The 24973-nt window shown below is 64.4% G+C and carries 24 protein-coding genes; 15 read left to right on the top strand and 9 right to left on the bottom strand.

Annotated elements, in window-relative coordinates; translation table 11 throughout:
• Positions 1–121: 121 nt before the first annotated feature.
• From ABKF58_RS13580 to ABKF58_RS13590, 3 genes are read left to right on the top strand one after another with little or no spacing between them, the layout of a single operon-like run.
• Complete coding sequence (locus ABKF58_RS13580) at positions 122–421, top strand: helix-turn-helix domain-containing protein (protein ID WP_482581244.1); 300 nt, start codon at positions 122–124, stop codon at positions 419–421.
• Entirely contained in the window at positions 372–773 is a 402-nt protein-coding gene (locus ABKF58_RS13585) for a hypothetical protein (protein ID WP_482581246.1), read from the top strand. The genes ABKF58_RS13580 and ABKF58_RS13585 overlap by 50 nt, the downstream gene beginning before the upstream one ends.
• A complete protein-coding gene (locus tag ABKF58_RS13590) occupies positions 770–3295 on the top strand; it encodes a PEP/pyruvate-binding domain-containing protein (RefSeq protein WP_482581248.1) in 2526 nt (841 codons plus the stop codon). Before ABKF58_RS13585 ends, ABKF58_RS13590 begins: the two co-directional genes overlap by 4 nt.
• A 133-nt stretch (positions 3296–3428) precedes the next feature.
• Here the strand turns inward: ABKF58_RS13590 and pcaG are convergent, their stop codons facing one another.
• The 5 genes from pcaG to ABKF58_RS13615 all read right to left on the bottom strand — a co-directional run bounded on the left by pcaG (position 3429) and on the right by ABKF58_RS13615 (position 7333).
• The gene (gene pcaG / locus ABKF58_RS13595; protein ID WP_482581250.1) at positions 3429–4058 is read right to left on the bottom strand and encodes a protocatechuate 3,4-dioxygenase subunit alpha; all 630 of its coding nucleotides are present in this window, start codon (positions 4056–4058) and stop codon (positions 3429–3431) included.
• On the bottom strand, positions 4055–4795 hold the full coding sequence (gene pcaH / locus ABKF58_RS13600; protein ID WP_482581251.1) for a protocatechuate 3,4-dioxygenase subunit beta: 741 nt from the start codon (positions 4793–4795) through the stop codon (positions 4055–4057). Before pcaH ends, pcaG begins: the two co-directional genes overlap by 4 nt.
• Positions 4796–5088: 293 nt before the next feature.
• Positions 5089–6234, bottom strand: a complete 1146-nt coding sequence (locus ABKF58_RS13605) for a putative bifunctional diguanylate cyclase/phosphodiesterase (RefSeq protein ID WP_482584383.1) — start codon at positions 6232–6234, stop codon at positions 5089–5091.
• Positions 6132–6983: a GAF domain-containing protein gene (locus tag ABKF58_RS13610; protein ID WP_482581253.1), complete on the bottom strand. Its 852-nt coding sequence runs from the start codon at positions 6981–6983 to the stop codon at positions 6132–6134. The genes ABKF58_RS13605 and ABKF58_RS13610 overlap by 103 nt, the downstream gene beginning before the upstream one ends.
• A gap of 143 nt (positions 6984–7126) precedes the next feature.
• Positions 7127–7333 carry a 2Fe-2S iron-sulfur cluster-binding protein gene (locus ABKF58_RS13615; RefSeq protein WP_482581254.1) on the bottom strand — a complete coding sequence of 69 codons (207 nt, stop codon included), beginning with the start codon at positions 7331–7333 and terminating at the stop codon, positions 7127–7129.
• Between the two features lie 544 nt (positions 7334–7877).
• On the opposite strand from ABKF58_RS13615, the gene ABKF58_RS13620 reads away from it, so the two are divergent.
• Complete coding sequence (locus tag ABKF58_RS13620) at positions 7878–8909, top strand: GlxA family transcriptional regulator (protein WP_482581256.1); 1032 nt, start codon at positions 7878–7880, stop codon at positions 8907–8909.
• On the opposite strand, the gene ABKF58_RS13625 is transcribed toward ABKF58_RS13620, so the two are convergent.
• Positions 8890–9366 (bottom strand): hypothetical protein, encoded by a 477-nt coding sequence (locus tag ABKF58_RS13625; protein ID WP_482581258.1) that lies wholly within the window; start codon positions 9364–9366, stop codon positions 8890–8892. The two genes, ABKF58_RS13620 and ABKF58_RS13625, sit on opposite strands and share 20 nt — an antisense overlap.
• Positions 9367–9504: 138 nt before the next feature.
• Here ABKF58_RS13625 and ABKF58_RS13630 point away from each other — a divergent pair, with 138 nt between their 5' ends.
• Entirely contained in the window at positions 9505–10029 is a 525-nt protein-coding gene (locus ABKF58_RS13630) for a hypothetical protein (RefSeq protein WP_482581260.1), read from the top strand.
• A gap of 147 nt (positions 10030–10176) precedes the next feature.
• On the opposite strand, the gene ABKF58_RS13635 is transcribed toward ABKF58_RS13630, so the two are convergent.
• Positions 10177–11847: a PHA/PHB synthase family protein gene (locus ABKF58_RS13635; protein WP_482581262.1), complete on the bottom strand. Its 1671-nt coding sequence runs from the start codon at positions 11845–11847 to the stop codon at positions 10177–10179.
• A 694-nt stretch (positions 11848–12541) separates the two neighbouring features.
• Here ABKF58_RS13635 and ABKF58_RS13640 point away from each other — a divergent pair.
• The 7 genes from ABKF58_RS13640 (at position 12542) to tatA (ending at position 17242) form a co-directional block, all read left to right on the top strand.
• Positions 12542–13552, top strand: coding sequence for a thiamine pyrophosphate-dependent dehydrogenase E1 component subunit alpha (locus ABKF58_RS13640; RefSeq protein WP_482581264.1), 1011 nt, complete (start codon positions 12542–12544; stop codon positions 13550–13552).
• A 26-nt stretch (positions 13553–13578) separates the two neighbouring features.
• Entirely contained in the window at positions 13579–14616 is a 1038-nt protein-coding gene (locus ABKF58_RS13645) for an alpha-ketoacid dehydrogenase subunit beta (RefSeq protein ID WP_482581266.1), read from the top strand.
• 11 nt (positions 14617–14627) lie between these two features.
• Positions 14628–14873, top strand: coding sequence for a lipoyl domain-containing protein (locus ABKF58_RS13650; RefSeq protein ID WP_482581268.1), 246 nt, complete (start codon positions 14628–14630; stop codon positions 14871–14873).
• A gap of 3 nt (positions 14874–14876) precedes the next feature.
• Positions 14877–15578 carry a dihydrolipoamide acetyltransferase family protein gene (locus tag ABKF58_RS13655; protein WP_482581270.1) on the top strand — a complete coding sequence of 234 codons (702 nt, stop codon included), beginning with the start codon at positions 14877–14879 and terminating at the stop codon, positions 15576–15578.
• Positions 15579–15580: 2 nt separating this feature from the next.
• Positions 15581–16315: a lipoate--protein ligase family protein gene (locus ABKF58_RS13660; protein WP_482581272.1), complete on the top strand. Its 735-nt coding sequence runs from the start codon at positions 15581–15583 to the stop codon at positions 16313–16315.
• A gap of 95 nt (positions 16316–16410) precedes the next feature.
• Positions 16411–16986 (top strand): VOC family protein, encoded by a 576-nt coding sequence (locus ABKF58_RS13665; protein WP_482581274.1) that lies wholly within the window; start codon positions 16411–16413, stop codon positions 16984–16986.
• Positions 16987–17074: 88 nt separating this feature from the next.
• The gene (gene tatA / locus ABKF58_RS13670; RefSeq protein WP_008952927.1) at positions 17075–17242 is read left to right on the top strand and encodes a Sec-independent protein translocase subunit TatA; all 168 of its coding nucleotides are present in this window, start codon (positions 17075–17077) and stop codon (positions 17240–17242) included.
• Positions 17243–17328: 86 nt separating this feature from the next.
• Here tatA and ABKF58_RS13675 read toward each other — a convergent pair whose 3' ends face one another.
• Entirely contained in the window at positions 17329–18306 is a 978-nt protein-coding gene (locus ABKF58_RS13675) for a 2,3-butanediol dehydrogenase (RefSeq protein WP_482584384.1), read from the bottom strand.
• Positions 18307–18965: 659 nt separating this feature from the next.
• Between ABKF58_RS13675 and ABKF58_RS13680 the strand changes: the two genes are divergently transcribed.
• The 3 genes from ABKF58_RS13680 (at position 18966) to ABKF58_RS13690 (ending at position 23387) form a co-directional block, all read left to right on the top strand.
• Entirely contained in the window at positions 18966–19511 is a 546-nt protein-coding gene (locus tag ABKF58_RS13680) for a gluconate 2-dehydrogenase subunit 3 family protein (protein ID WP_014087518.1), read from the top strand.
• Between the two features lie 60 nt (positions 19512–19571).
• Positions 19572–21164: a GMC family oxidoreductase gene (locus tag ABKF58_RS13685; RefSeq protein WP_482581277.1), complete on the top strand. Its 1593-nt coding sequence runs from the start codon at positions 19572–19574 to the stop codon at positions 21162–21164.
• 240 nt (positions 21165–21404) lie between these two features.
• Positions 21405–23387 (top strand): sigma-54-dependent Fis family transcriptional regulator, encoded by a 1983-nt coding sequence (locus ABKF58_RS13690; RefSeq protein WP_482581278.1) that lies wholly within the window; start codon positions 21405–21407, stop codon positions 23385–23387.
• 24 nt (positions 23388–23411) lie between these two features.
• Here the strand turns inward: ABKF58_RS13690 and ABKF58_RS13695 are convergent, their stop codons facing one another.
• Entirely contained in the window at positions 23412–24905 is a 1494-nt protein-coding gene (locus ABKF58_RS13695; protein WP_482581280.1) for an AMP nucleosidase, read from the bottom strand.
• Between the last annotated feature and the right edge of the window lie 68 nt (positions 24906–24973).

A 24973-nucleotide genomic window follows, 5' to 3' on the forward strand; every position in this document is an offset into this window, starting at 1 on the left:
AATTTTCATGAATTCCGATGCCGGTTTTCGAGGGTAGTGGGTGGCATGGCTGCGTGGACTTGATAAAAACTGAACGTCGTATAAAAATAGATGTCGTCTATATTATCTTGAGGGTGTCACCATGCCCGGCAACCTGTCCAACTCCGTCGTCCCGACGCCAGACGAACCGTCGGCGGCGCAAACCGGCCGGCGCGAACGCAAGCGCCAGCAACAACTCGACCATCTCGCCGACACCGCCTGGGCCTTGTTCGAGGCAGAAGGCTACGAAGCGGTGACCATGGAGCGCATCGCCGAGGCCGCCGATGTCGCCAAGGGCACCTTGTACAAGCACTTCCCGGTCAAGGAGGCGCTGCTTCGCCATCGCTTCCACCGTGAATTGCGCGAAGGCCGAGGCCGGCCTGGCGCCGGTGATCCAGGCTGAAGCGCCCGGCGCGGCCCGCCTGCGCCGGTTCTTCGCGCTGAGCGCCGAGTGGTCGGAACCACACCGCCGCTACCTGCTGCCCTACGTGCAATACCGTCTGGCCGAGCCGCGCCATCCGAACGATGAGCGCCAGCGCAGCGGTCTGGAGCGCATCTTCGCGGCCCTGATCGCCGACGGCCAGGCGGCCGGCTGTTTCCGCCAGGACGTCAGCGCCTCGGTGCTGGCGGTGTACCTCGAATTCCTCTATCTCGCTGCACTGCTGCGCTGGCTGACCGAGGCGGCGCCCTCGCTGCCCGGCGAGTTCGAGAGCATGCTCGATGTCTTCTTCGGCGGCCTGGAGGTGCGGGCATGACGGCGGCCATCATCAATGAAGCAGAGAGCCTCGCGCTGGGCGCCACCGCCGTCGGCGGCAAGGCCTGGCAACTCGCGCAGTTGCGCCATTTCGGCCTGCCGGTACCGGATTTCGTCGCGATTCCGGCGAGCTGGAGCGAGGCCCGGCACGGCGCGTTTCCGGAGGAACTGGCGTCGCAGCTGGCCTCAACGTTGGCCGAACGAGGCTGGCTCGACCGCCCGCTCGCCGTGCGCTCGTCGGCGGTGGGCGAGGATTCGGCGCTGGCCTCGTTCGCCGGTATCTATCGCTCATGCCTCAATGTGCGCGGCCTGCCTGCGTTGCTGGCGGCCATCGCCGAGGTCTGGGGCTCGCTCGACAGCGAGACGGCAAGCGCCTATCGCCAGTGTATCGGCCAACGGCAGCCGGCAACGATGGCGGTGATCGTGATGCCGCTGCTCGCCGCCGAGGCATCCGGCATCGCGTTCACCTGCGACCCCGTCAGCGGCCGCGAGGATCGCCTGATCGTGCATGCCAACTGGGGGCTGGGCGAGTCGCTGGTGGGTGGCGAGGCGGCGGGCGACGAGTACGTTTTCGCCGAGGATACGAGCGACATCTGGCGCCTGATCGAGCGCCGCCAAGGCAGCAAGGCGACGATGAGCGTGAGCGCTGCGGGCGGGGGCACGGTGCGCGTAGCGGTCCCCGCGGGCAAGGCCTCGGCTTCCGTCTTCGATACCGCGCAAGCCGAAGCGCTGGCCGCCTTGTTGGGAGACGCCGCCGTTGCGCTCGATTTCGTCGCGCCTTTCTACGATCTTGAATGGGTCTGGGACGGCACACGCTGCTGGCTGACCCAGGCACGGCCGGTGACACGGCGGCCGCGTCGTACCTATGCCGCACTGCAAGGCCAGCCGTCGATCTGGACGCGCGGCAATACCCGCGAAATCATGCCCGAGCCGCTGCAGCCGATGGACTGGAACTTCTCCCGGCGCGGCGTCAACCACCTGCTGGAGCAGGGCTGGAAGCTCGCCGGCTACCCGCTGTTGCCCGGAGTCCAGCGTGCCGGGCTGTTTCACGGCCGGCTCTACCTCGAAGCGGCCATCATGCAGTGGGAAGCCTGGGACGCCATCGGGTTGACCCCCGAGCATTTCAATACGCTGCTGGGCGGCCATCAGCCCACAATCTCGGTGAATCCCCCCGCGTTCGGCACACGGCTGCGGCGCCTGGGGCGCATCCTGCGCTATGCCCTGGGGGCGCCGGCCAAGCGCCGGAGCGGCGACGCGGCCATCGCCCGGGTACGGGCAAGCGCCCGCCAGGCGCTGGGGCAGACGTCACCTTGCGATGCCGCGGGCTGGCGTGAACGGCTGTACCAGCTGTGCCGGCCGGCGCGGGAGGAAGTCGATCTGCTGTTCCTGCAAGGGTCGGGGGGCGGCAGTCTGTCCCTCTTGGTCGAGACACTGGAAAAAACCTTCCCTGGCGAAGGAGCGGCGCTCGGCGCCGCCCTGCTGGCGGGAGGTGACGCCAGTGTCACGGCGCAGCAGGGCTACGCCTTGCTGGCGCTGGCGCGCCTGGCGGCCCGCTGTGGCCACAGCCCGCAGGACCACCCCGAGTTTGCCCGCGCTTTCGCCGCCTTTCTCGACGAGTACGGTCATCGGGGCCATTACGAGACCTATATCGGCTCGCCGCGCTGGCGCGAACAGCCTGAGACGATTCTCGAACAACTCCCGGCGCTGGCGCAGGTCGACGAGAAAGCGATAGTGGCGCGCCAGCAGGCTGCCGCCGACGCGGCCTGGCAACGCCTGCGCCAACATGTGCCGTTGTGGAAAACGCTGTTCATCAAGGGCCTGGTCAAGGCCGCCAATCGCGAATCCAACCAGCGCGAGGCGGCGCGCAGCGCCTTGATCGCCAATCTCGACGCGGTGCGGCACGCCTGGTTGGGCGCCGCCGCCTGGATGCAGTCGCAGGGCTGGCTGCGGGCGGCGGAGGATGTCTTCTGGCTGCTGCCTTCCGAAGCCGAGCGCGCCGCCATGAGCGGGAAGACCCCCGCCGCCGGCCTGCAGGCGCGCATTGCGGCGCGGCAAGCGCTGTTCCGCCAGTGGCAGGCGGAAGAGGCGCCGGAGTTCCTGTTGGTCGAAGCGGCCGGGACGACGCTGCCAGCCAAGGCTTCGCCATCCGGCGCCGGCAACGGCAGCCATCGCTGGCGTGGTGTCGCCACCGGCACGGGGCGGGTGCAGGGCAGGGTACGCATTTTGCGCCATCCCTCCGACGGCGGGCGCCTGCAGGCCGGCGAGATTCTGGTCGCGCCATCGACCGATCCCGGCTGGACGCCGCTCTTTCTGAGGGCGGGCGGGCTGGTGGTCGAAACCGGCGGCTATCTCTCGCACGGCGCTATCGTCGCCCGCGAATTCGCCTTGCCGGCGGTGGTCAACCTGCCCGGCATCCTCGATGCCCTGCAGGATGGCGACGAGATCGAAGTCGACGGCCTGAGCGGCGAGGTGCGCCACCTGGGCCGGAATGGGGCGGAAAGGTCAGCCGGCCAGGCGACGTAGCCGGGAGCGGGCTCGTCGCGTCCAGCGTTTCGGGCGGGGCCGCGCGACGCCTTCGGCCAACCTGGCCTTGGAAAAAAGCAGGGGCCGCTGGGCGGCCCTGAATAACTTGAGGGAGAAACGCGAGTGAGGAGGATCAGACGTCGAAGAACACCGTTTCGTTGTCGCCCTGGATGCGCACGTCGAAGCGGTACACCACTTCACCGTCGCGCTCTTCGCGCTGGGCGATCAGCGTCTTGCGGCGCACTTCCCATTCGATCAGGTTGAGCACCGGGTCCTTGGCGTTGGCTTCGGCTTCATCCGAGAAGTAGAGGCGGGTATTCAGGCCGATGTTGATGCCGCGCGCCACGATCCACAGGTTGATGTGCGGGGCCATGGTGCGGCCGTGGCGGCCCTCGACGGCGCCCGGCTTGATGGTCTCGAAGGTGTAGAGGCCGCTTTCGAAGTCGGAGCAGGCGCGGCCCCAGCCGCGGAAGCTGTCGTCGAGCGGCTTGTCCTGGGTGTCGGCCGGGTGGTTGTAGCGGCCGTCGGCGTTGGCCTGCCAGATTTCCAGCAACACGTCGCGCAGCGGCGTGCCGGAACCGTCGATCACGCGGCCTTCGATGCGGATGCGCTCGCCGCGGGTGGCGGGGGTCGTCAGCACGTTGGAGAAGTTGTTCTCGAAGATGTCGAAACCGGCGGCGTGTGGCGCCAGGCCGATGTGCACGTACGGGCCGGCGGTCTGGGAGGCGGTTTCTTTCAGGTAGTTGAGCTGGTTGACCATCATTTCGCCCCCTGGATGCGGTTTTCAAACAACGTGGCACGACGGCCGCGCAGCACGATATCGAAACGGTACGCCATGCTGTCGAGCTGCACGAAAGCATGGCGGTCGAGCGGGGCGATCAGGGTGCGCACGGCTTCTTCGTCGTTGATGGAGCGCACGATCGGGCAGGTGGCGATCAGCGGGTCGCCCTCGAAATACATCTGGGTGATCAGGCGCTGGGCGAAGCCGTCGCCCGACAGCGAGAAGTGGATGTGCGCCGGACGCCAGTCGTTGACGCGGTTGCGCCACGGGTACGGACCGGGCTTGATGGTGCGGAAGAAGTAGTAGCCGTTGTCGTCGGTCAGCACGCGGCCGCAGCCGCCGAAGTTGGGGTCGATCGGCGCCAGGTACTGGTCCTTCTTGTGGCGGTAGCGGCCGCCGGCGTTGGCTTGCCACACTTCCACCAGGGAGTTCTTCACCGGGCGGCCGTTCTCGTCGCGCACGAAGCCATGCACGATGATGCGCTCGCCGATCGGCAGGCCGTCCTTGGCGTAGTTCAGGATCAGGTCGTTGTCGAGCGGACCCAGTTCGTCCTGGCGGAACACCGGGCCGGTGATCTCCGACAGCGAGTTCTGCAGCGAAATCAGGGCGTTCTTGGGCGAACGCAGAATGCTGGTTTTGTAGTCGGGCGCGTAAGCGGGCGGGTGCACGCTGCGGTCGCGCTGGTAGAACTCGCCGTACTGATCGCTAGAGCGGTTCATGCATGTCTCCTTGGTAGGTGCCACTATCTTTGTGGTGAGCTAGGTACTGTGTGTTGCCTCACCCTGCTGCCTGGTGTTGCAAATGCTTGATGTGCAGCAAGGTCGGTAGGGAGAGTCTATGTAAGAAACAAGGTTATGGATAATGAGATATTGGCGAATTATCCATAACATTTAATTATGGTTATGTGGCGCAGCGGCGAGGCGCTGCCATCACCGGCCTGTCGACAGTGGCGTGCCGGATGGCATGCCATCCGGGGCTGGGGCGGCGAGTGGGGTGCGCGGGCGGGCCGGGGTCAGGCTGCAAGCGTGGTGTGCCAGGAGCTGTCGAACTGCTCCACCGGGATCGGCCGGCTGACGAAGTAGCCCTGGGCGATGTCGCAGCCCAGCGTCGCCAGCCGGTTCCAGATGTCGCGGTTTTCCACGCCTTCGGCCACCACGTGCAGTCCCAGGTTGTGCCCCAGGTCGATGGTCGAGCGTACGATCGTGTCCGACTCCTGGTCGGCGATCATGGCGCCGACGAACGACTGGTCGATCTTGATGGTGTCGGCCGGCAGCCGCTGCAGGTAGCTCAGGCTGGAATAGCCGGTGCCGAAGTCGTCCACCGCCAGTTGCACCCCGAGCGCCTTGAGCTGGTTGAGCGTCGCCAGCGCGCCGCCGGGGTCGTCCATCAGGGCGCTTTCGGTCAGTTCGAATTGCAGGTGGGCGGGGTCGATGCCCCAGGTGAGGAACAGGCCGCGGATGCGCTCGGCCAGGCGCGGGTCGAGCAGGTCGCGCGCCGACAGGTTGACCGCCAGCGGGGTGGGGCGCCCGGCCTGTTCCAGCGTGTAGATATGCCGGAAGGCCGCTTCCAGTATCCAATGCGTGAGCGAGGTGATCATGCCGGCCTGCTCCGCCAGCTTGATGAAGAGGTCGGGCTCGACCAGCCCGCGCTGGGGGTGCTGCCAGCGCACCAGCGCCTCGGCGCCGCACAGCTTGCCGGTGTCGAACTGGATCTTGGGCTGGCAGTAGAGGCGAAGCTCGTCATGCTCGATGGCATGGTGCAGTTCGGCGATCAGCGAGACGTGGCGGGTGCATTCCTTGTCGAGACTGCCGTTGAAGATGGTGTAGTTCACCGCCGAGTGCAGGGCCTGGCGCGACGCCATGGTGGCACGCCGCATCAGCGCGTCCGGCTCCTGGCCGTGCCCCGGAAACAGCGAGAGTCCGATGCGCAGCCGCGCATCGACCTGGATGCCGGCCACGGTGAGCGGCTCGTCGAACTGGCGCAACAGTCGCAGCGCCTCTTGCGAGGCGCGCTCGGCGTCGGTGTTGGGCTGCAGAATGGCGAACTCGTTATCGCTCACGCGCCCGAGGAAATACCCCTGGTCGATCTGCGGCTGTAGCCGGGCAGCCACCTGCAGCAAGAGTTCGTTGGCCTGCTGGTAGCCCAGTACGTCGTTGATTTCCCGGAACTGGGTGACGCTGAGGATGCCCACCGTGAACGGGCGGTAGGGGGGCTCGAGGAAGCAATCATGCGCCCGAGCTGTTCGAGAAACAGGGTACGGTTGGGCAGCCCGGTGAGCTGGTCGTAATACGCCATGCGGTGCATGGCCGCTTCGGCTTCCTGGTGGCGCACCCGGCTGCGTAGGGCGCTGATGCCGTAGGCGACGTCTTCGGCCAACTCGCTGAGCACGCGCAACTCTTCCTCGCCGAAAGCGTTGTATTCGCCGGCGACAATGCTCAGGTTGCCGCCGATTTCGCCGTCGATCACCAGCGGATAGGCGCTCGCCGCGGCGTAGCCGCGCCGTTTTTGTTCCTCGAACAGTGTGGCCAGGGCGGGGTCGTTCAGGACGTCATGCCCGACCTGCGGCTGGCCGGTACGGATGGCGAGGCCGGACGGTGTGGTGCTCTGCTCGGACCAGGTCAGATCGAGCAGTTGCAGGAAGCCTTCTTCGACGCCGGCATGGGCCATCGGGCGGATGGTCTGGTGCTCGTCGTGCTCGATGTAGCCGATCCAGGCCATGCGGTAGCCGCCTTGCTCGACGATGGCGTTGCACATGTCCTGCAGCAAGGTTTGCTCGTCCGGGGCCCGCGCCAGTGCCCGGTTGCCCGCGCTCAGGGTGCGCAGCGCGCGGCACAGGCGGGCGTAGTCGGCCGGGGTGACGCAGCTGGCCCCGATCGCATCGTTTCCCGCCACCTTTGGTGTCGTCATGATCTTTGCCTCCAACCATACTTTTCAGTATAGGTGGTGTACGGCTGGCGGCAGGGAGGCAGGCCGGGCCTCGATCCGGGCGGGGCGGTCTACGAAGCGTTCGCGTCCGAATACGACCCCGCCCCTAGATGGCTTACGCCGAATCAGTACTCCAGACTCACATCCGATTTCGCCTTGGTACAGCAAGTGAGCACATAGCCTTCGGCGATTTCTTCATCCGTGATGCCGCCGTTGTGATTCATTTCCGTCTCGCCCTCCAGCACTCTCACCCGGCAGGTGCCGCAGATGCCCATGCCGCAGGCTTTGGGGATGGTGAGACCGGCACTGGCTGCGGCCGCATGCAGGGTCATCCCGCTCGCCACCTGCACCGACTTGCCGGATTCCTTGAAGCTTACGCAATGAGTGTCCTGTGCGGTCTCTTCGTGTTCGTGGCCCGCAGCCGCATCCTACCAACCGTAGGAGAGGCGCTTTCAGAATCACTCGTGATCTGTGTGTAATGCTTGACTACAGCGTATCAAGTCTGCCCCCAGCATCCAGTTACATTTCCTGCACCCTTTCACTGACTTTTGGTAATGCATCACAGGTGCGGAGTGTTCGCGTAAATGAAGTAGGAGGATGTGGGGTACCTGAAAAGCGTGTATTGACGGGAGATTGCGGCCAGGGAAGACCCGCAATCGGCCCACTACAGCGGCATGGAGCGTCAACAACTAGCCTCTCGGGGGGGGCACCCCGGACTTCCAGTGAGAACTTGACTGGCCTTGGCAAGCGTTGCAATTATCGAACGTAACAAACAGAAAGATGCTCACGATTGAGCATGGGCATCCGAGTCATCGAAGGGAAAGACTTCACCAGCAAATGGCAATCATTTAAAGCTGCGTGGGAGGGCTATCAAAAATGGATAGTATCGTTATGGGTAACAATCATTTAGTGTCCAAGCAAAATGAAGTAGCAAAGCCATTGTCGGTTGCCTTCATACTCGCGCCTCAGTTTACGCTGAGTGCGTTTTCAAACTTCGTTGATGCGCTGAGGCTGGCAGCAGATGACGGCGACTTTAGCCGGCAGATTCGTTGCAAATGGAAAGTTTTAAGCCATGACAGTCGACCGATTGCCTCCAGTTGTGGCCTGGAGGTGATCCCCACCGCAGGGCTGGAAGATCCAAAGTCATTTGACTATATTGTTGTCGTCGGTGGTTTATTGCACTCCGGGAAAAAAATATCCAATCAATTGCTAAGCTATCTGAAAAGCGCAGCGGAATTGGATCTGCCGCTTGTGGGTATTTGCACGGGAAGCTTCATATTGGCACGCGCAGGGCTGATGCAAGGCCATAATTGCTGTGTTAGTTGGTTTCACCATCAACATTTCGAGGCCGAATTTCCAAAGCTGCCGGTTAGTTCGGATGAGCTATTCATCATAGATGGCAAGAGAATGACGTGTGCCGGCGGGGCGGGGGTAACGCATCTCGCTGCGCATCTCATCGAGAAACACTGTGGAAAATTCGAAGCGGCACGGGCTCTTCGCATTATGCTTGAGGAAATGCCTCTGCCGGCAGCCACTCCTCAGCCACAGCCTGTTTTGACAGAAAAAGTATCGAACCTGGTAGTGCGGAAAGCCATGCTTTTGATCGAACGCAATCTGAGTAACCCACTGTCAATTGAGGATGTTTCTCGGAAGGTCAATGTCAGCCTTAGGCAGCTCGAAAGATTGTTTCATGTTGAGTTGGGCATGACGCCTGCGTCTTTTTCCTTGAAGCTAAGGTTGAACCATGCCCGGCACTTCCTGCTTAACACCAAGCATCAAATATCTTATATTGCATTCGAGTGTGGATTTATCGGGTCTTCCCATTTTACTCGTTCTTTCAAGTCGGAGTTTGGTATCACTCCGACCGAAATGAGAAATAGAGGGGCCGTCAAAAATAATGCATCATAGTGGGAGCTGACATCCCGGGCAGCTTCTTTGGGTGCGTCGAAAAGCCTTGCTTTTGAATGAGGCGGCAATCATTCACAATGGAGAGGTATTCGAGGAACCGGAACGTTTTCATGCTGTTTGCAAAAGAACAGCCCGTACGGATTTTTCCACCCATGTTAAAGAGGCCAGGGGCCTCTTTGGTTTTGAGCAGCGTCAGTCCTTTCCCGTCAAGCCGCCTTTCGCCTGTGGCGGTTGTACCCTTGCTCCGCACTGTGTGATCACTGCCTTGGGCATCTTCCTGTAGGTTTCGACGTCGTTCGTGGAGAAATCGGCGAATACGGCGCCCCGCTGCTTGGCGGCAGGCAGAATCGGTGCATGGCGCTCGCAAGCGCTTCTCCATGGCCGAGGCCCGGTCGAGCGGATGGATCGCCATCCCTTGTTTTTTCGGGCACAACGGCTGCGACGTGATCAATTGCAACTACCGTTGCCGGCCGGAGTGCGATGGTTGATGTGGCTGGAGCAAATGCGGCGACCTAAGCTGGAAGCGCTCACTCCGCATTCCGGGCCGAAAATGGTGTGGGCACCGTCCGAATGGACTCTTTCTGGGGAGGTGGCTATGAAACACTGGTTGCTAGGCGGTTGCGCGGTCTTATTGGTTTGTTTGCCAACGTTGGCCGAAGAAAAGGTCGGCAAGAGCATTTTTGACGGCCCCCCGGAGCAGCGGATCAATGCCTTGGCCGAGATTCAACCCGGCCTCGGGGTCGTCATGAACGAAATCGGCACGCGGTTTGCCAACCTCTACTGGGCGGCCAACGGCGGTAACTGGGGCATGGCCGATTATCAGTTGAAGGAGTTGCTGGAAGCCCAGGAGGTGGGCGAGGCGACGCGGCCCGGGCGGGCGTCCATGTTGAAAGCGCTTGAAGAGAATTATCTGGTACCGCTCCAGGCCGCCATCAACAAGAAGGACCTCAGTCAGTTCAATCCTCGCTTTGCCGAGGCCGAAAGGGGCTGCAATGCCTGCCATACCGCGTTGGGCTATGGATTCATCCACTATCACGTTCCCCGCAACCCGCCTTCGGGCTGGCTCGACTTCAAGCTGAAAACCTCGCCCGGTTATAAGGAAAAGACCGAGACCCAGTAAGCCGATAGTTCGCGAGTGCCTGCCGCCGGCGTCGCAACACGGCGTCGGGCAGCGTGCGTAGCGGCGAGGGTTCCGGGGAGGGGCCGCAGGTTCGCCCGCCGTGTCGCCGTCAGGCCGCCGCGGGCAGGGCCTCGGCCCCGCGCCGTTTCAGGGTTCCAGCACGTAGCGGCCGGGGGCGGCGTCCAGCGCGGGGAAGTCCGTCGTCGCCAGCGGCGGGGCGTCGACCAGTGCTCCGGCTTTCGGCTTGAGCCACGCCATCCAGTCTTCCCACCAGCTGCCCGGGTGCTCCTCGGCGCGCTGCTGCCAGTGCTCGGGGCGGTCGGAGCGGTGCGCGATGTCGGCCCAGTAGCGGCGTTTGGGCGGGGTGACCGGCGGGTTGACGATGCCGGCGATGTGCCCGGAACTCGACAGGATGAAGCGCTTCTCGCCGATGCCGTGGTTGATGATCTTGAAGGTCTGGTCCCACGGCGTGATGTGGTCGTCCTCGGCGGACACCACGTACAGCGGCTGGTCGATTGCGGCGAGGTCAAGCATCTCGCCGGCCACCGTCAGCGCGTTGGGCACGATCAGCCGGTTGTTGAGGTAGAGCTCGGTCAGGTACCAGGCGTGCATGGCCTTCGGCATGCGCGTGGTGTCCATGTTCCAGTACAGCACGTCGAAGGCGGGCAGCGTTTCGCCGTACAGCCAGCCATGCACCACGTAGTGCCAGATCAGGCTGTTGGTGCGCAACAGGCGGAAGGCCGCGGCCATGTCCTTGCCGTCGAGGAAGCCCTGCTGCTCCATCCGCGCGCACAGGTGGCGCACGCTGGCGTCGTCGATGAAGACCTCGATGTCGCCCGGTTTGTGGAAGTCGACCAGCGTGGTGAGCAAGGTGGCGTCGGCCACGGGCGTGGCGTCCGCGCCGTAGTGCCGGTTGGCCCAGGCCAGGTACATCGCCAGCGCGGTGCCGCCGATGCAGTAGCCGACGGCGTGGACCTTGGCGGCGCCGCTGAACTGGCGGGCCAGCTGCATGATGGTGTCGACGCCCTCGGTGAGGTAGTCGTCGAAGCGCACCTCGCTCATCGAGGCGTCCGGGTTCTTCCAACTGGTGATGAAAACGTCCAACCCCTGATCGAGCAGGAAGCGGATCATGCTGTTTTTCGGGGTGAGGTCGAGCACGTAGAACTTGTTGATCCACGGCGTGACGATCACCACCGGCTCGGCGTGTACCTGCGGCTGGCGCGGGGCGTAGTGGATCACCTCGAGCAGGCGGTTGCGGTACACCACGGCACCGGGTGTGGTGGCGAGATTGACGCCGACCGCGAAATCCTCCGGGTCGGTCATGCGCACGCTGCCGGCCCGGGCATCGGCGAGGAAGTTCTGGAATCCCTGCGCCAGGCTCTCGCCATGGCTCTCCAACGCCTTGCGCAGCGCCACCGGGTTGCTCCACAGGTAGTTGGTGGGGGCGGCCGCATTCAGCCAGTTGCGCCACCAGAAGGCCGCGCGCCGGCGTTCCTTGTCCGCGAGGCCGGGGGTGTCGTAGAGCATGTCCTGGGTATGGTGGGTGTAGGCCAGATACCACTCCTTGACCAGATCCCACGCCGGCGAGTCGGACCAGATCGGGTCGGCGAAGCGGGTGTCGTCGGCCTTGGCCGGGATCGGATCGGCGTCGGCCAAGCCGAGCTGGCGCAGCCAGCTGTGCCGCTGCAGCTGCCACAGGTCGGATGACAGCCGGGTCAGGCGCGCGGCCAGCTCCTGCGGGTGCAGCAGCCAGCCGAGCTGCGCCTGCATGATCGGGGTGGCGATGCCGAGCGGGTCGAGGGTGCCGGTTCCGTCCATCCGCGCTTCCGACGCGTGCGGGGCGGACTGCGCGTCGTCCGCTGGCATGGCTGGCGGGCGACCCGGTTTGGGCGATGCGCCTGCGGAAGAACGCGGTGTGGTCATGATCGTTACCCTTCAAAGCCGCTTCAAGGTTTGTTCCCGCCGCAAGAAGACCGTGAACAGGCTCTTGGTCCAGGTCTGAGGTGCGATGTCGTGCCTGGGGCATGTGCTTGCCCGCCGGCTGACGACGCCGTGCTCCTGCGCCGGCACCGGGTGTGAGCGGTGCGCGGTACGGTGCGAGAGTGAAGTTAATTAAAGAACCTTAAACTGATTAATTCAATCTGCGGGCACGCCGCCGCTGCACCGGCCCCCCATGCCGTCCTGGCCACCGCGCCTGTCATGTCTGTGGCACCTGTCGCAATCCGGCCGTAGCAATGCGACAGCTGTCGCAGCCTTCCTTCCCTCCTTTTTCCCGATTTCCCCTCCGGGGTTGGCGCCGGCAGTGCGTTCTGGATGCCGGTCCGCCCTGTTTTTTCTATGCAACTATCTGATATTTAAGAAAATAAATGGGTTTTCGCGCCGCTGGCGGGCTGTTGCGCTGGAGCTGGCACCGTTCTTGCCATTAAGGGATCAGGAGCTCGGTGTCCGTGACAGTCGCGCAGTGCGTCGACGAGAGGCTCCGGCAACACGTTCGCAAAGGAGGACGAGAGACATGGAAACGACATCAGACCGCCTGCTCTGGATGTACCGGACGATGGTGGAAATCCGCGAATACGAAGAGACCATGGCCAAGGTCTATCTGGAGGGCAAGCTGCCGCCCAAGATCCAGAAGGGGCTGGCCTTCGATATCGGCGCCGGGCCGGTGCCGGGCGAGATGCACCTGGCAGCCGGGCAGGAGCCGGTGGCGGTGGGGGTCTGCGCCCACTTGCGCGACGAGGACAGCGTGGTCGGCGCGCACCGTCCGCACCACTTCGCCATCGCCAAGGGCGTGCCGCTGAACGAGATGACCGCCGAGATGTTCGGCAAGGTCACCGGGCTCGGGCGCGGTAAGGGCGGGCACATGCACCTGTTCGATCCTGCGCACAAGTTCAGCTGCAGCGGCATTGTCGGTGCCGGTGCGCCGCAAGCCTGCGGCGCGGCGTTGGCGGCGAAGAAGCTCGGCAAGGACTGGGTGGCGATCGCCTTCTTCGGCGAGGGCGCGGCCAACCAGGGTGCCTTCCACGAGGCCTTGAACCTGGCGGCGCTGTGGAAGCTGCCGGTGGTGTTCGTGTGCGAGGACAACAAGTACGGCATCTCGGTGGGGAAGGGCGATTCCACCGCCATCGCTAGCAACGCCGACCGCGCTGCTGGGTACGGTATGCCGGGCGTGCTGGTGGACAAGAACGACGCGCTGGCGGTGTTCGAGGCGGCCGGCGTCGCCATCGACCGCGCCCGCCGCGGCGAGGGGCCGACGCTGATCGAGGTCAAGACCGACCGCTACTACGGCCACTTCCAGGGCGACCCGGAAACCTACCGTCCCAAGGGCGAGGTGAAGGCGCTGCGCGAACACGACCCGATCCCGGCGCTGGGTGCCGTGCTGCGCGAGCAGGGCTTGCTCGACGACGCGCGCGACGCCGAGTTGCGCGAGGCGATCAGGACCAAGGTGCAGGCGGCGTTCGACTTCGCCCGCCACAGCCCCTACCCGGACGTGGCGGAAGCCCACCGGCACGTGTTCGTCGATTAAGTTAGCGCATAGCGAGGAGAGAGAGCATGACTACGCAACAGAAAACCCGCACGCTGACCATGGCGCAGGCCATTTCCGAAGCCATCGGCCAGGAGATGGAGCGCGACGAGCGCGTGTTCGTGATGGGCGAGGACGTCGGCAAGTACGGCGGCATCTTCAGCGCCACCACCGGCCTTTACGAGCGTTTCGGCAAGGAACGCATCATGGACACGCCGATTTCCGAGACCGCCTTCATGGGCGCGGCGATCGGCGCCGCCGCCGAGGGCCTGCGCCCGATCGCCGAATTGATGTTCGTCGACTTCTTCGGCGTCTGTTTCGACCAGATCTACAACCATCTCGCCAAGAACACCTATATGGCGGGCGGCAATATCAAGCTGCCGGCGGTGGTGATGACCGGCATCGGCGGCGGTTACAACGACGCAGCGCAGCACTCGCAGTGCCTCTACGCCAGCTTCGCCCACATGCCGGGGATGAAGGTGGTGGTGCCGTCCAACGCCTACGACGCCAAGGGCCTGATGATTCAGGCGATCCGCGACGACAACCCGGTGGTGTTCTGCTACCACAAGGGCATCATGGGCCTGTCGTGGATGTCCTACTTCGAGGGCAGCACCAACGAAGTCCCCGAGGAAGCCTACGCCATCCCGTTCGGCAAGGCGCGCGTGGTGCGCGAGGGTTCGGACGTCACCATCGTCACCCTGAGCCAGATGGTGCAGAAGGCGGTGCTGGCGGCCGACACGTTGGCCGAAGAGGGCATCAGCGCCGAGATCATCGACCTCAGGACCATCGTCCCGCTCGACACCGAGACCGTGCTCGCCTCGGTCGCCAAGACCGGGCGCCTTTTGGTGGCCGACGAGGACTACCTGCACTTCGGCCTCTCCGGCGAGATCGCCGCGCTGGTGGCCGAGCATCTTGACACCGTTCGCCTGAAGGCCCCGGTGCGCCGCCTCGCGGTCGACGCCGTGCCGATCCCGTTCAGCCGCCCGCTCGAACAGCACGTCATCCCGCAGGTCGACGGCATCGTCGCCGCGGTCAAGGCACAACTGGCAACCTCCATCGGACTGTGAAAGGAACAAACATGATCGACATCATTCTGGACGACGCGGCCTGGGCCGACGTGGAAGACGGCACCGAGGCGCTGGTGGATGAGTGGACGGTGGCGGTGGGCGACCGCGTCGCCGCCGGCCAGGTGCTGGGCACCGTCGAGCTGGTCAAGACCAGCCACGAGCTGATGGCACCGGTAGGCGCCACCGTGGCGGCGATCAAGGTGGCGGCGCAGGAGACCTTTCCGCGCGGCGCGGTGCTGATCGTGCTGGAGGACTAGGCCATGTCCACCGCTGTAGAAACGGCACCACCGGCAGTGAAGCGCATCCCGCTCACCGGCCTGCGCGGCGCCATCGCCCGCAATATGAGCCAGGGCTGGCAGGCCCCGCGCGTGGCGATGTGGGCCGAGGTCGACGTCACCGCGTGCCAGCTCAAACGCGCCCGGCTGATGACCGAGCATCCCGGCTTCAAGGTCACGCTCACCGCCTTCGTGCTGCGCGCGCTGGCGCTGACCCTGCGCGAGCACCCGCACCTCAACGCGCTGATGCGCGACAAGGAGGTGGAACTGGTCGACGACATCAACCTCGCGCTGGCGGTGAGCGTGCCGGGCGGACTGATGGCGCCGGTGATCCGCCAGGCCGACAACCTGTCGGTGCTGGAACTGGCCGCCGAGTCACGCTGGCTGGCCGAGGGCGCGCGCAACGGCAGCCTCGGCGCCGGGGTGTTCCAGCGCGGCACCTTCACTGTCACCAACCTCGGCATGACCGACATCGACGGCTTCTCGCCGGTGATCAACCCGCCGCAGGTCGCCATCCTCGGCGTCAGCCGGGTGATCGACAAGCCGGTGGTGCGCCACGGCGGCATCGTGGCGGCGCCGCTGATGGGGCTGAGCCTGGTGTTCGACCACCGTGCTGTGGACGGTTACCCGGCGGCGCTGTTCCTGGGCGACCTCAAGCGCCGCCTGGAAAGCGCCGAGGAGCTTTAGCCATGGACGCGCCGCTGACGCTGGACATCGTCTCGGCCGAGGAGGAGCAGGCCTGGAACCGGCGCCACCTGGCCGAGCCGGTGACGGCCCCGGCCATCCGCTTCTGGGGCTATCGCGAGCCGGCGCTGGTGCTGGGCTGCTCGCAGCGCCGCGCCATCTCGGCGGAGACGGTGCGCGAGCGTGCCGGGCTCGATCTCGCCGCGCGCGATGCCGGCGGCGGTGCGGTGCTGGTCGGACCGTGGATGCTGAGCGCCTCGATCCTGCTGCCGCTCGGCCACCGCTACGCGCAGCAGCCACCGGCGCTGAGCTACCACTGGCTGGGCGAGGCCTACCGCGCCGTGCTGGCAGAAGTCGGCATCGTCAGCGAGGTGCTGACCCCCGAGACGGCGCGCCGCTTGCAGCGCGAGGCCGACCCGGATATCGGCTGGGCCTGCTACGGCGGCTTCTCGCCCGGCGAGGTGGTGGTGGGGCGGCGCAAGCTGGTGGGGCTCGCCCAGGTGCGTCGTGCCAAGGGGGTGCTGTTCGTGGCCGGCCTGCTGTTTGGCCGGACCGACTGGACCCTGCTGTGCCGCGCCTTCGGGCGCCCGTCAGGCGAGGCGCAGCGGCTGGCCGACGGCAACACCTGCTGCGTGGACGAGGCCGGAGAGACGTTGTCGCCGCTGGCTTTGCTGTGCTCTTTGCAGCAGAGGCTGTGGGCGAGCCTGGGGGCTCCGTCCGGTCCGGATGAGCCATGGTGACCGGCTTGCCCGGCCCGGCCTGAAAGGTGAGTGCAAGGGTAGTGCGAGCAACAGCGGGCGTCGCCGACGCCTGCCAAATCATAAGGAGGGACAGCATGTCTTTGTTGAAAGATCCGGAGTTGAAACAGTCCAGACCGTCCACAGCCGGCCTTCCCGGCATGCGCGGATTGCAGCATATCGGCATCACGGTGCCGAACCTGCAAGAGGCGGTGGATTTCTTCGTCGAGGTGCTCGGGTGCGAGCCGTACTTCACGTTTGGCCCGTTCAAATTCGACGACGACTGGATGACGCGGCACCTCAACGTTCATCCCCGTGCCGAAATCCGGGATTTCCAGATGGTTCGCTGCGGCAACGGCACCAATCTGGAAATCTTCGAATACGCCGCGCCGGACCAAAACACCAGGCTGCCCCGCAACAGCGATGTCGGTGGGCATCATCTGGCTTTTTATGTCGATGATATGGACCAGGCCGTGGCCTATCTCAAGTCACGCCATGTCACGGTACTGGATACGCCCAGCACGTTTACCGACGGTCCCGCCGCCGGACTGACCTGGGTCTATTTTCTCGCCCCTTGGGGGTTGCAGCTGGAATTGGTGAGTTTTCCGGCCGGTATGGGGTACGAGCGGGACCAGTCGCGCCTGCTGTGGGACCCCCGGTTCCCGGAAAGATGACCGCTCGTTTAGGCATCGGGTGATGGTGGAGTATTGGGCGCTCGTCGGGGCGCCTTTTTTTTACTGCAGGCGGAAAAAGGAGCAGGCCATGGGGTCGTTCAGCATCATGCATTGGGTCGTTGCCTTGCTGGTCATCGTGTTGCTATTCGGAACCAAAAAATTGCGCAATGTCGGTGAGGATTTGGGTGGGGCCGTACGGGGGTTTAAGAAGGGTATGGGGGAAGAAAACAAAGAGGGTGAAAAAGGCGGCAAATAAACCGCGGGTTGCTCTGAAAGATGAGGGCGATGGGCTCGTCCACGCACCGAGGTGGCCGTGGACGAGCATCATTCTGACGAACAGGCCTACTTCGGTTGCGGGCTGACGATAATCTTCACGTTCCTGTCCTTATTGGCGACCAGTTCCTTGAAGCCTTTTTCGACAATATCCTCGAGATGAATCCTGCCGGTAATCAGCGGGGTGACATCGAAGCGGCCATCGCTGATCAGGTCGATGACATGGGCGAATTCGCCGGCGTAGGCGAGGGAGCCAATGACCTGTTTCTCGGTGGCGACCAGATCGAAGAAATTGAACTGGCTCGGCTCTTCGAAAATGCCGACCAGTATCGCTTTGCCGCCCTTGCGGATCACCTCGACCGCAAGCGGCCCGGTGGCCTTGTGCCCGATGCATTCGAAAGAAATATCGGCGCCGTAGCCGCCCGTCATTTCCTTGATGACAGCCACGGCGTCGCATTGCGAGGTATCGAGCACCTGTGTTGCGCCCACTTCCAGCGCCTTGCGCTTGCGGGCATCGGCCATTTCCAGGGTGATGATCTTGCTGGCGCCCGCCGCCCGGGCCGCCATGATGGTACACAAGCCGATGGTGCCGGCGCCGATCACCACCACCGTCTTGCCGACCAGCGAGCCGGCCTGCTTGACGGCATGCACCCCCACGGCCAAAGGCTCGATCAACGCGCCGGCCTCCGGCGGGAAGTGCTCCGGCAAGGGATACAGCAGGTTGGCCGGCACGTTCACGTATTGGGCGAAGGCGCCATTGGTCATCAGTCCCGTAAACGCCAGGCTTTCGCATAAATTGTACTGGCCGTGCTGGCAATAATGGCATTGGCCGCAATGCTGGCAGGCGTCGGCCGCCACCCGTTGCCCTGTCCTGAAACCGCTGACCCCGCTGCCGAGTTCGGTAATCTCGCCACAAAATTCATGGCCAAGAATGCACTGGCCCTTATGTCCGGTCAGCGGATGCGGCGTGTCGACCGGGATGAAAATCGGTCCAGCCAGGTATTCGTGCAGATCCGAACCACATATGCCGCACCATTCGACCCGGATCTGGACGTGACCAGGGCCGGGGGGAGCGGAAGGGGAACATCGCTGACGCGAATATCGTTTTTACCGTGCCACACCGCTGCACGCATGGTAGGCATCGATTCAGGATGATTCATGGTTGTCTCCTCGATTTGGTTTGAACGGCCACTGCATTAAGGCAGGTTGGCCGAAGAGGCTTTATGCAATCCATATGCCAGATTCGAGCAGCCAAAAATTGGCACTCTCTCGAACCGGTTAATCCATTCAAAACCGGCATAGAGCGTGGGTCGGCCAATTGATTCAGTTTGTCTCCTGAGTCATTTCACCTGTTACACCTGTCGCATCGAGCTACCGAATAAGCAACAGGTGTCGCTTCCTATTCGACGTGCTTTGCCATGTCAACCTCGCTTCAAGCTTCCTGTACCCCCAAATGATGGGGTTTCGCCGTGCAATCAATTGAAATTCATCACGTTTTCGGCGTTGCTAAGGCGAATGTAAAAACTGGCATCGATTTTGCTGATTGAACAGGGCTTCAGGTTAATTGCGATAAGGCCAGGGTTATTCCCCGTCCCTATTGCCCGGCGCCCACCAAGCGCGGTTGAAGCGAGGAGGGCACTCCTAAAACGGATGGTGCCGTCACGACAGGCTGATTCAGCCTGATTTGGAGATTGGGAGAGACAAAGATGACAACATCGATTGACGAAACCGGCTTGAGCCGGCGCAGCTTCCTCAAGGGCAGCGGGCTGGCCGCGCTCGGCGTCACCCTGGTGCCGCTGTCGGCGCTGCTGGTCAGCCCGAATGCCATGGCGGCCAAGCCGTTCAAGACGCTCAGCCCGGCCACGGCCAAAACCCTGGAAAAAATGGCGCGGGATATCTTCCCCCACGACAAACTGGCCGACCCGTACTACCGCCAAGCCATCGCGCCGCTGGATGCCGAGGCCGGCAAAAATGCGGCGACCGCCAGCTTGCTGGCCGACGGCGTGAGCGCGCTTGATGCCTCCGCACGCCAGCGTTATGGGCGCCCCTACACCGCGGTCGCCAAGGAAGAAGATCGTGTGGCGCTGCTCAAGGCCATCGAATCCGGCCCCTTCTTCCAGAAGGTGCGCGGCAACCTGGTGACCGGGCTCTACAACAACAAGGCGCTGTGGCCGCAGTTCGGCTATGAAGGCTCGTCCTGGGAGAAGGGCGGCTACCTGCATCGCGGTTTCGACGACATCGACTGGCTGTAAGCGGCCAATGAGCACAAGCCGGCGTTCACGGGCGACCGGCACGCTGAGGAGACACAAGCAATGGCAACGCAATTCCGTTTGGATGATGACGAAGTGGTGGTGATTGTCGGCTCCGGTGCCGGCGGCGGCACGCTGGCCAACGAACTGGCGCAAAAGGGCGTCAAGTGCGTGGTACTGGAGGCAGGCAAGCACTACCAGCCCGACGATTTCGAGAACGACGAGTGGGCGATGTTCAACAAGATTTCCTGGCTGGACAAGCGCATCTCGGCGGGTGGCTGGCATCACACCAAGACCTACCCCAATCTGCCCGCCTGGATCGTCAAGGGCGTGGGCGGCTCCACCATCCACTGGGCTGGCCTGGCGCTGCGCTTTTTGCCGCACGACTTTCGCAACAAGTCGACCTACGGCCACGTCGACGGCGCCAACCTGCTCGACTGGCCGATCGGCTACGACGACCTTGAACCCTACTATTTCCGCGCCGAGAAGAAGATGGGCGTGGCCGGCACGGCAGCCAGCGGCCTGCCGCTGTTACCCGAGAACAACCATTACAAGGTGATCGCCGCCGGGGCGCGCAAGGTCGGCTACAAGCAGATCGTGCGGCCGATGGCGATCAACTCGCAGGCGTATGACGGCCGCCCCGGCTGCCAGCAGCTCGGCTTCTGCATGCAGGGCTGCAAGATGACCGCCAAGTGGTCGACGCTCTACACCGAAATCCCCAAGGCGCTCGACACCGGCCGCGTCGAGCTGCGCCCGCAGAGCATGGTGCTGAAGATCGAGCACGACAAGAGCGGCAAGGTCACGGGCGTGGTCTACGTCGACCAGCAGGGACGCACGCAGCGCCAGGCGGCGCGCGTGGTATGCGTGGCCGGCAACTCGATCGAATCGCCGCGCCTCTTGCTCAACTCGGCCTCGTCGCTGTTCCCGGACGGGCTCGCCAATTCATCGGGCCAGGTTGGCCGAAACTACCTCACCCACACCACCGCCGCCGCCGTGGCCATCCACCGGAAACCGGTGCACATGTACCGCGGCACCGCGCTGGCGGCGGTGATCTCGGACGAGGCCGACCCCAACCCGGAGCGTGGCTTCTTCGGCGGCTATCACCTCGAAGGGCTGTCACTCGGCCTGCCGTACACCGCCGCCTTCATGAAGCCCGGCGGCTGGGGGCGCGACGTCACCTCGGCGCTGGAGATGTACGACCACATGAGCTGCGTCTGGGTGTGCGGCGAAGACTTCGCGCAGGAGCAGAACGGTGTCACCCTGCACCCCACCGAGAAAGACCAGTACGGCCTGCCGGTGCCCATCGTCAGCAAGACCGACCACGCCAACGATGCCGCCATCCGCCGGCATGGTCTCGCTCAGTTCCGCAAGGTGTCCGAGGCGGTCGGCGCCACCCGCGTCATCGACATGCCGCCGTACCCGGCCAGCCACAACATGGGCACCAACCGCATGAGCGCCAAGGCGCGCGACGGCGTGGTCAATAAATGGGGGCAGGCGCACGACATCAAGAACCTGTTCATCTCCGACGGCAGCCAGTTCACCTCCAGCTCGGCGGCCAACCCGACGCTCACCATCGTCGCGCTGGCAATCCGCCAGTGCCGAGTACATCGCGGGCGCGATGCAGAGAAAGGAGCTCTGATCACTCCCACCACGTAGGACATCCTCCCCTTTGTCGTGGTGTTCGGGCGCCTGCTGGGGCGCCCTTTTTTTCTGGTGTCACGATACTGAGCCGGGGCGACATTCCGAGGGACTGCTCGGGGAGGGGCGAGGGTGGCTATACTGCAATGCGTGGCCGGCGCACGATGCGAGCGGTTGCGGCAAACATAAAGAACCCCGGGGCGGCACAGCCCAGGCGCGTAGCGCACACGATGATGGGGTACCCATGGAGGAGAACAGATGGCGAACCTTTCCGAGCGCCAGCACATCGAGCGCGTGCTGGCGGTCGCCACGCACGACAGCGGACTGAGCCAGGATTCGTCGGCGTACGACCTGATCAAGCGCTCCTGGTCGCGCTGCGTGCACGACTACGGCCTCGACCCGGCTGCCCGCCGCCATGCGCGCATCTTGACCGCGCATGAACTGCGCGACCATCGCGAGCAGGCCGAGGACTTCCTGCACGTCGCCCGTGCTGGCATGGAACAGCTCTACAAGCGCGTCTCGTCGCTGGGCTACGTGCTGCTGCTGACCGATGCCCAGGGCGTCACCATTGACTACATCGGCAACGACGCGCTGGAAACGGACCTCAAAAAAGCCGGGCTCTACCTCGGTGCGGACTGGAACGAAGAACACGCCGGCACCTGCGCCGTCGGTACCTGCATCGTCGAGCAGGCGCCGCTGACCTGCCACCGCGAGGATCACTTCGACGCCACCCACATCACCCTGAGCTGCAACTCCGCGCCGCTGTTCCAGCCCGACGGCGAATTCATGGGCGTGCTCGACGTCTCCATGCTCGCCTCGCCGCAGGCGCGCGAGAGCCAGCACCTCGCCTTGCACCTGACCCTGCTCTATGCGCAACTGATCGAGGACGCCAACTTCCTGCGCCACTTCGCCAATCGCTGGATCCTGCGCCTGGGCACGGCGGCGGCGCTGGTCGACGTGTGCGGCGAACTGATGTTGGCCTTCGACGCCGACGGCGTCGTGGTGGGGGCCAACTCCGGTGCCCGTCAGCGGCTGGGCCGGACGCGGCTGGACGATGCCGGCGGCGGTCTGATCGGCCATCTCCTGACCGATATCTTCCGTTGCAGCATGGACGACATCATCCAACTCGCCCGCACGCCCGCCATGGGCGACGCGGCCCTCCTGGCCACGTTCGACCACGACCTCTTCCACGCCTCGGTCATTCCGCCGCGCATTGCCCCGCGGCCGGCCGTCTCTGCAACTCCGCGCGAGAGCGTGCCGTTGCCCGCCTGTCCCGCGCTCGACCGGCTGGCCGGCGACGATCGCCAGATGCAGCGCATCCTGGATCAGTCCAAGCGCCTGGTGAACAAGGGCGTCAATATCCTGATCCACGGCGAGACCGGCACTGGCAAGGAAGTGTTCGCCAAAGCCCTGCACGAATCGAGCGAGCGCGCGGCGCGCCCGTTCATCGCCGTCAACTGTGCCGCCATTCCCGATTCGCTGATCGAAAGCGAGCTGTTCGGCTACGCCCCCGGCACCTTTACCGGGGCGCGCAGCAAGGGCATGAAGGGCCTGATCCAGCAGTCCGACCGTGGCACGCTGTTCCTCGACGAAATCGGCGACATGCCGCTGCACCTGCAGACCCGGCTGTTGCGCGTGCTGTCCGAGCGCGAAGTGCTGCCGCTGGGGGCCGACAAGCCGGTGCGGGTGGAGCTGACCGTGATCGCCGCCTCACACCGCGACCTGCGCAAGCTGATCGCCGGCGGGCAATTCCGTGAGGATCTCTATTACCGGCTGTGCGGCGCCACGCTGTTCCTGCCGCCGCTGCGCGAACGCCAGGACAAGCGCTACCTGATCGAACGCCTCTTCGCCGAGGAAGCGGCCCAGAGCGGGCAATCTCCCGTCCTCGCCGAAGCGGCGCTGGCCTGCCTGATGGACTACCCGTGGCCCGGCAACGTGCGGCAGCTGCGCAATGTGCTGCGCTTTGCGCTGGCGCTGTCGGACGGCGGCAGCGTCGAACTCGGCGACCTGCCGCACGAACTGATGGAGGGGCGGCCGCCGCTGGAGGAGACCTTGACCCCGCCGAAGGCGGAAAGGGAAGAGAGCCTCCCGGCGGCTCTGGACGAAGCCGGGCTGCTGCTGGCGGCGCTCAGGCGCAACAAGTGGAACGTCACCGCGGCAGCGACCGAACTGGGCATCTGCCGCGCCACGGTGTACCGCCACATGAAGAAGTTCAGCATCGTCTCGCCGCTCGACCTGTAGCCGGCGTTCAATGCGAGCCGGGCCCTACTGGAACGCCACTTCCGCAAAGCTGCGCAGCTTGCGGCTGTGCAGCTGATCGACGCCCTGTTCGCGCAGCAGTTCCATCGCCCGGATGCCGATGCGCAGATGCTGATCGACGCGTTCCCGGTAGAACTGATCGGCCATTCCCGGCAGCTTGATCTCGCCGTGCAAGGGCTTGTCGCTCACGCACAGCAAGGTGCCGTAGGGCACCCGGAAACGGAAGCCGTTGCCGGCGATGGTGGCGCTTTCCATGTCCAGCGCCACCGCGCGGCTCTGGCTGAAGCGGCGTTGCGGCGCATTCTCCGGCAGCAGCTCCCAGTTGCGGTTGTCGGTACTGGCCACCGTGCCGGTGCGCATGATGCGCTTGAGTTCGGACCCCTGGATCTGCGTGATGTCGGACACGGCGGCGGCCAGCGCCAGCTGGATTTCCGCCAGGGCGGGAATCGGCACCCACAGCGGCAGGTCCTGGTCGAGCACGTGATCGTCCCGCACGTAACCGTGCGCCAGCACGTAGTCGCCGAGCTGCTGCGTCTGGCGCAGGCCGGCGCAGTGGCCCAGCATGATCCAGGCGTGCGGGCGCAGCACGGCAATGTGGTCGGTGATGGTTTTGGCGTTGGCCGGGCCGACACCGATATTCACCATGGTGATGCCGCTGCGGTCGCCGCGCATCAGGTGATAGGCCGGCATCTGCGGCAGGCGCGCCGGTGCTTTTCCCAAGGCATCGCCGGCTTCGGCCGCCATCCCCACGCGGCGCGTGATCACGTTGCCGGGCTCGACGAAGGCGGTGTAGTCGCTGTCGGGGTCGGCCATGCATTCGTGGCCGAGGCGGATGAATTCGTCGATGTAGAACTGGTAGTTGGTGAACAGCACGAAGTTCTGGAAGTGCTCGGGCTGGGTGCCGGTGTAATGCCGCAGGCGATGCAGCGAATAGTCGACGCGCGGCGCGGTGAACAGCGCCAGCGGCCGCGGCTCGCCGCCGCGCGGTTCGTAGGTGCCGTTGGCGATGCCATCGTCCATCACCGTGAGGTCGGGCAGATCGAACACGTCGCGCATCCGTTCGCGGCGCTCTGCGCTCAGGCTGCCCTCGAGGTGATCGCTCTCCGCAAACGAGAAATGGATGGGGATCGGCTGCGAACTGCTGCCGACTTCCAGCGCCACGCCATGGTTTTGCAGCAGCAAGGTGAACTGCTCGAGGTAATAGTCCTCGAACAGGTCCGGTCGCGTCAGCGTGGTCTCGAAGCGGCCCGGTCCGGCCACGAAGCCGTAACTGCGGCGTTTGCTCTCCAGCGGTTTCAGCCGCGACACGGTGCCGGTCTGGATACGGACGAAGGGGTAGCAGGCCCGTACATGGCCGGGCAAGTCTTCACCATCGACAAAGCGCTGCATCGTCTCGCGCAAGTGGGCGAGGCTGTTTTGGTAAATGTGGCGCACTTGGGCCAGCGCGGCGGCGGGGTCGTCGAAACGGCTAGGCGGGATGAACGTAGGTAAATAAGGCATGACGCCAGTCTCCTGGAGACGTGTTCGGTGCAGTGCTGCTCCGTCCAGGGCGTCTGGCGGAGCGGGGA

The organism is Pseudogulbenkiania sp. AW2-16, from assembly GCF_056824575.1.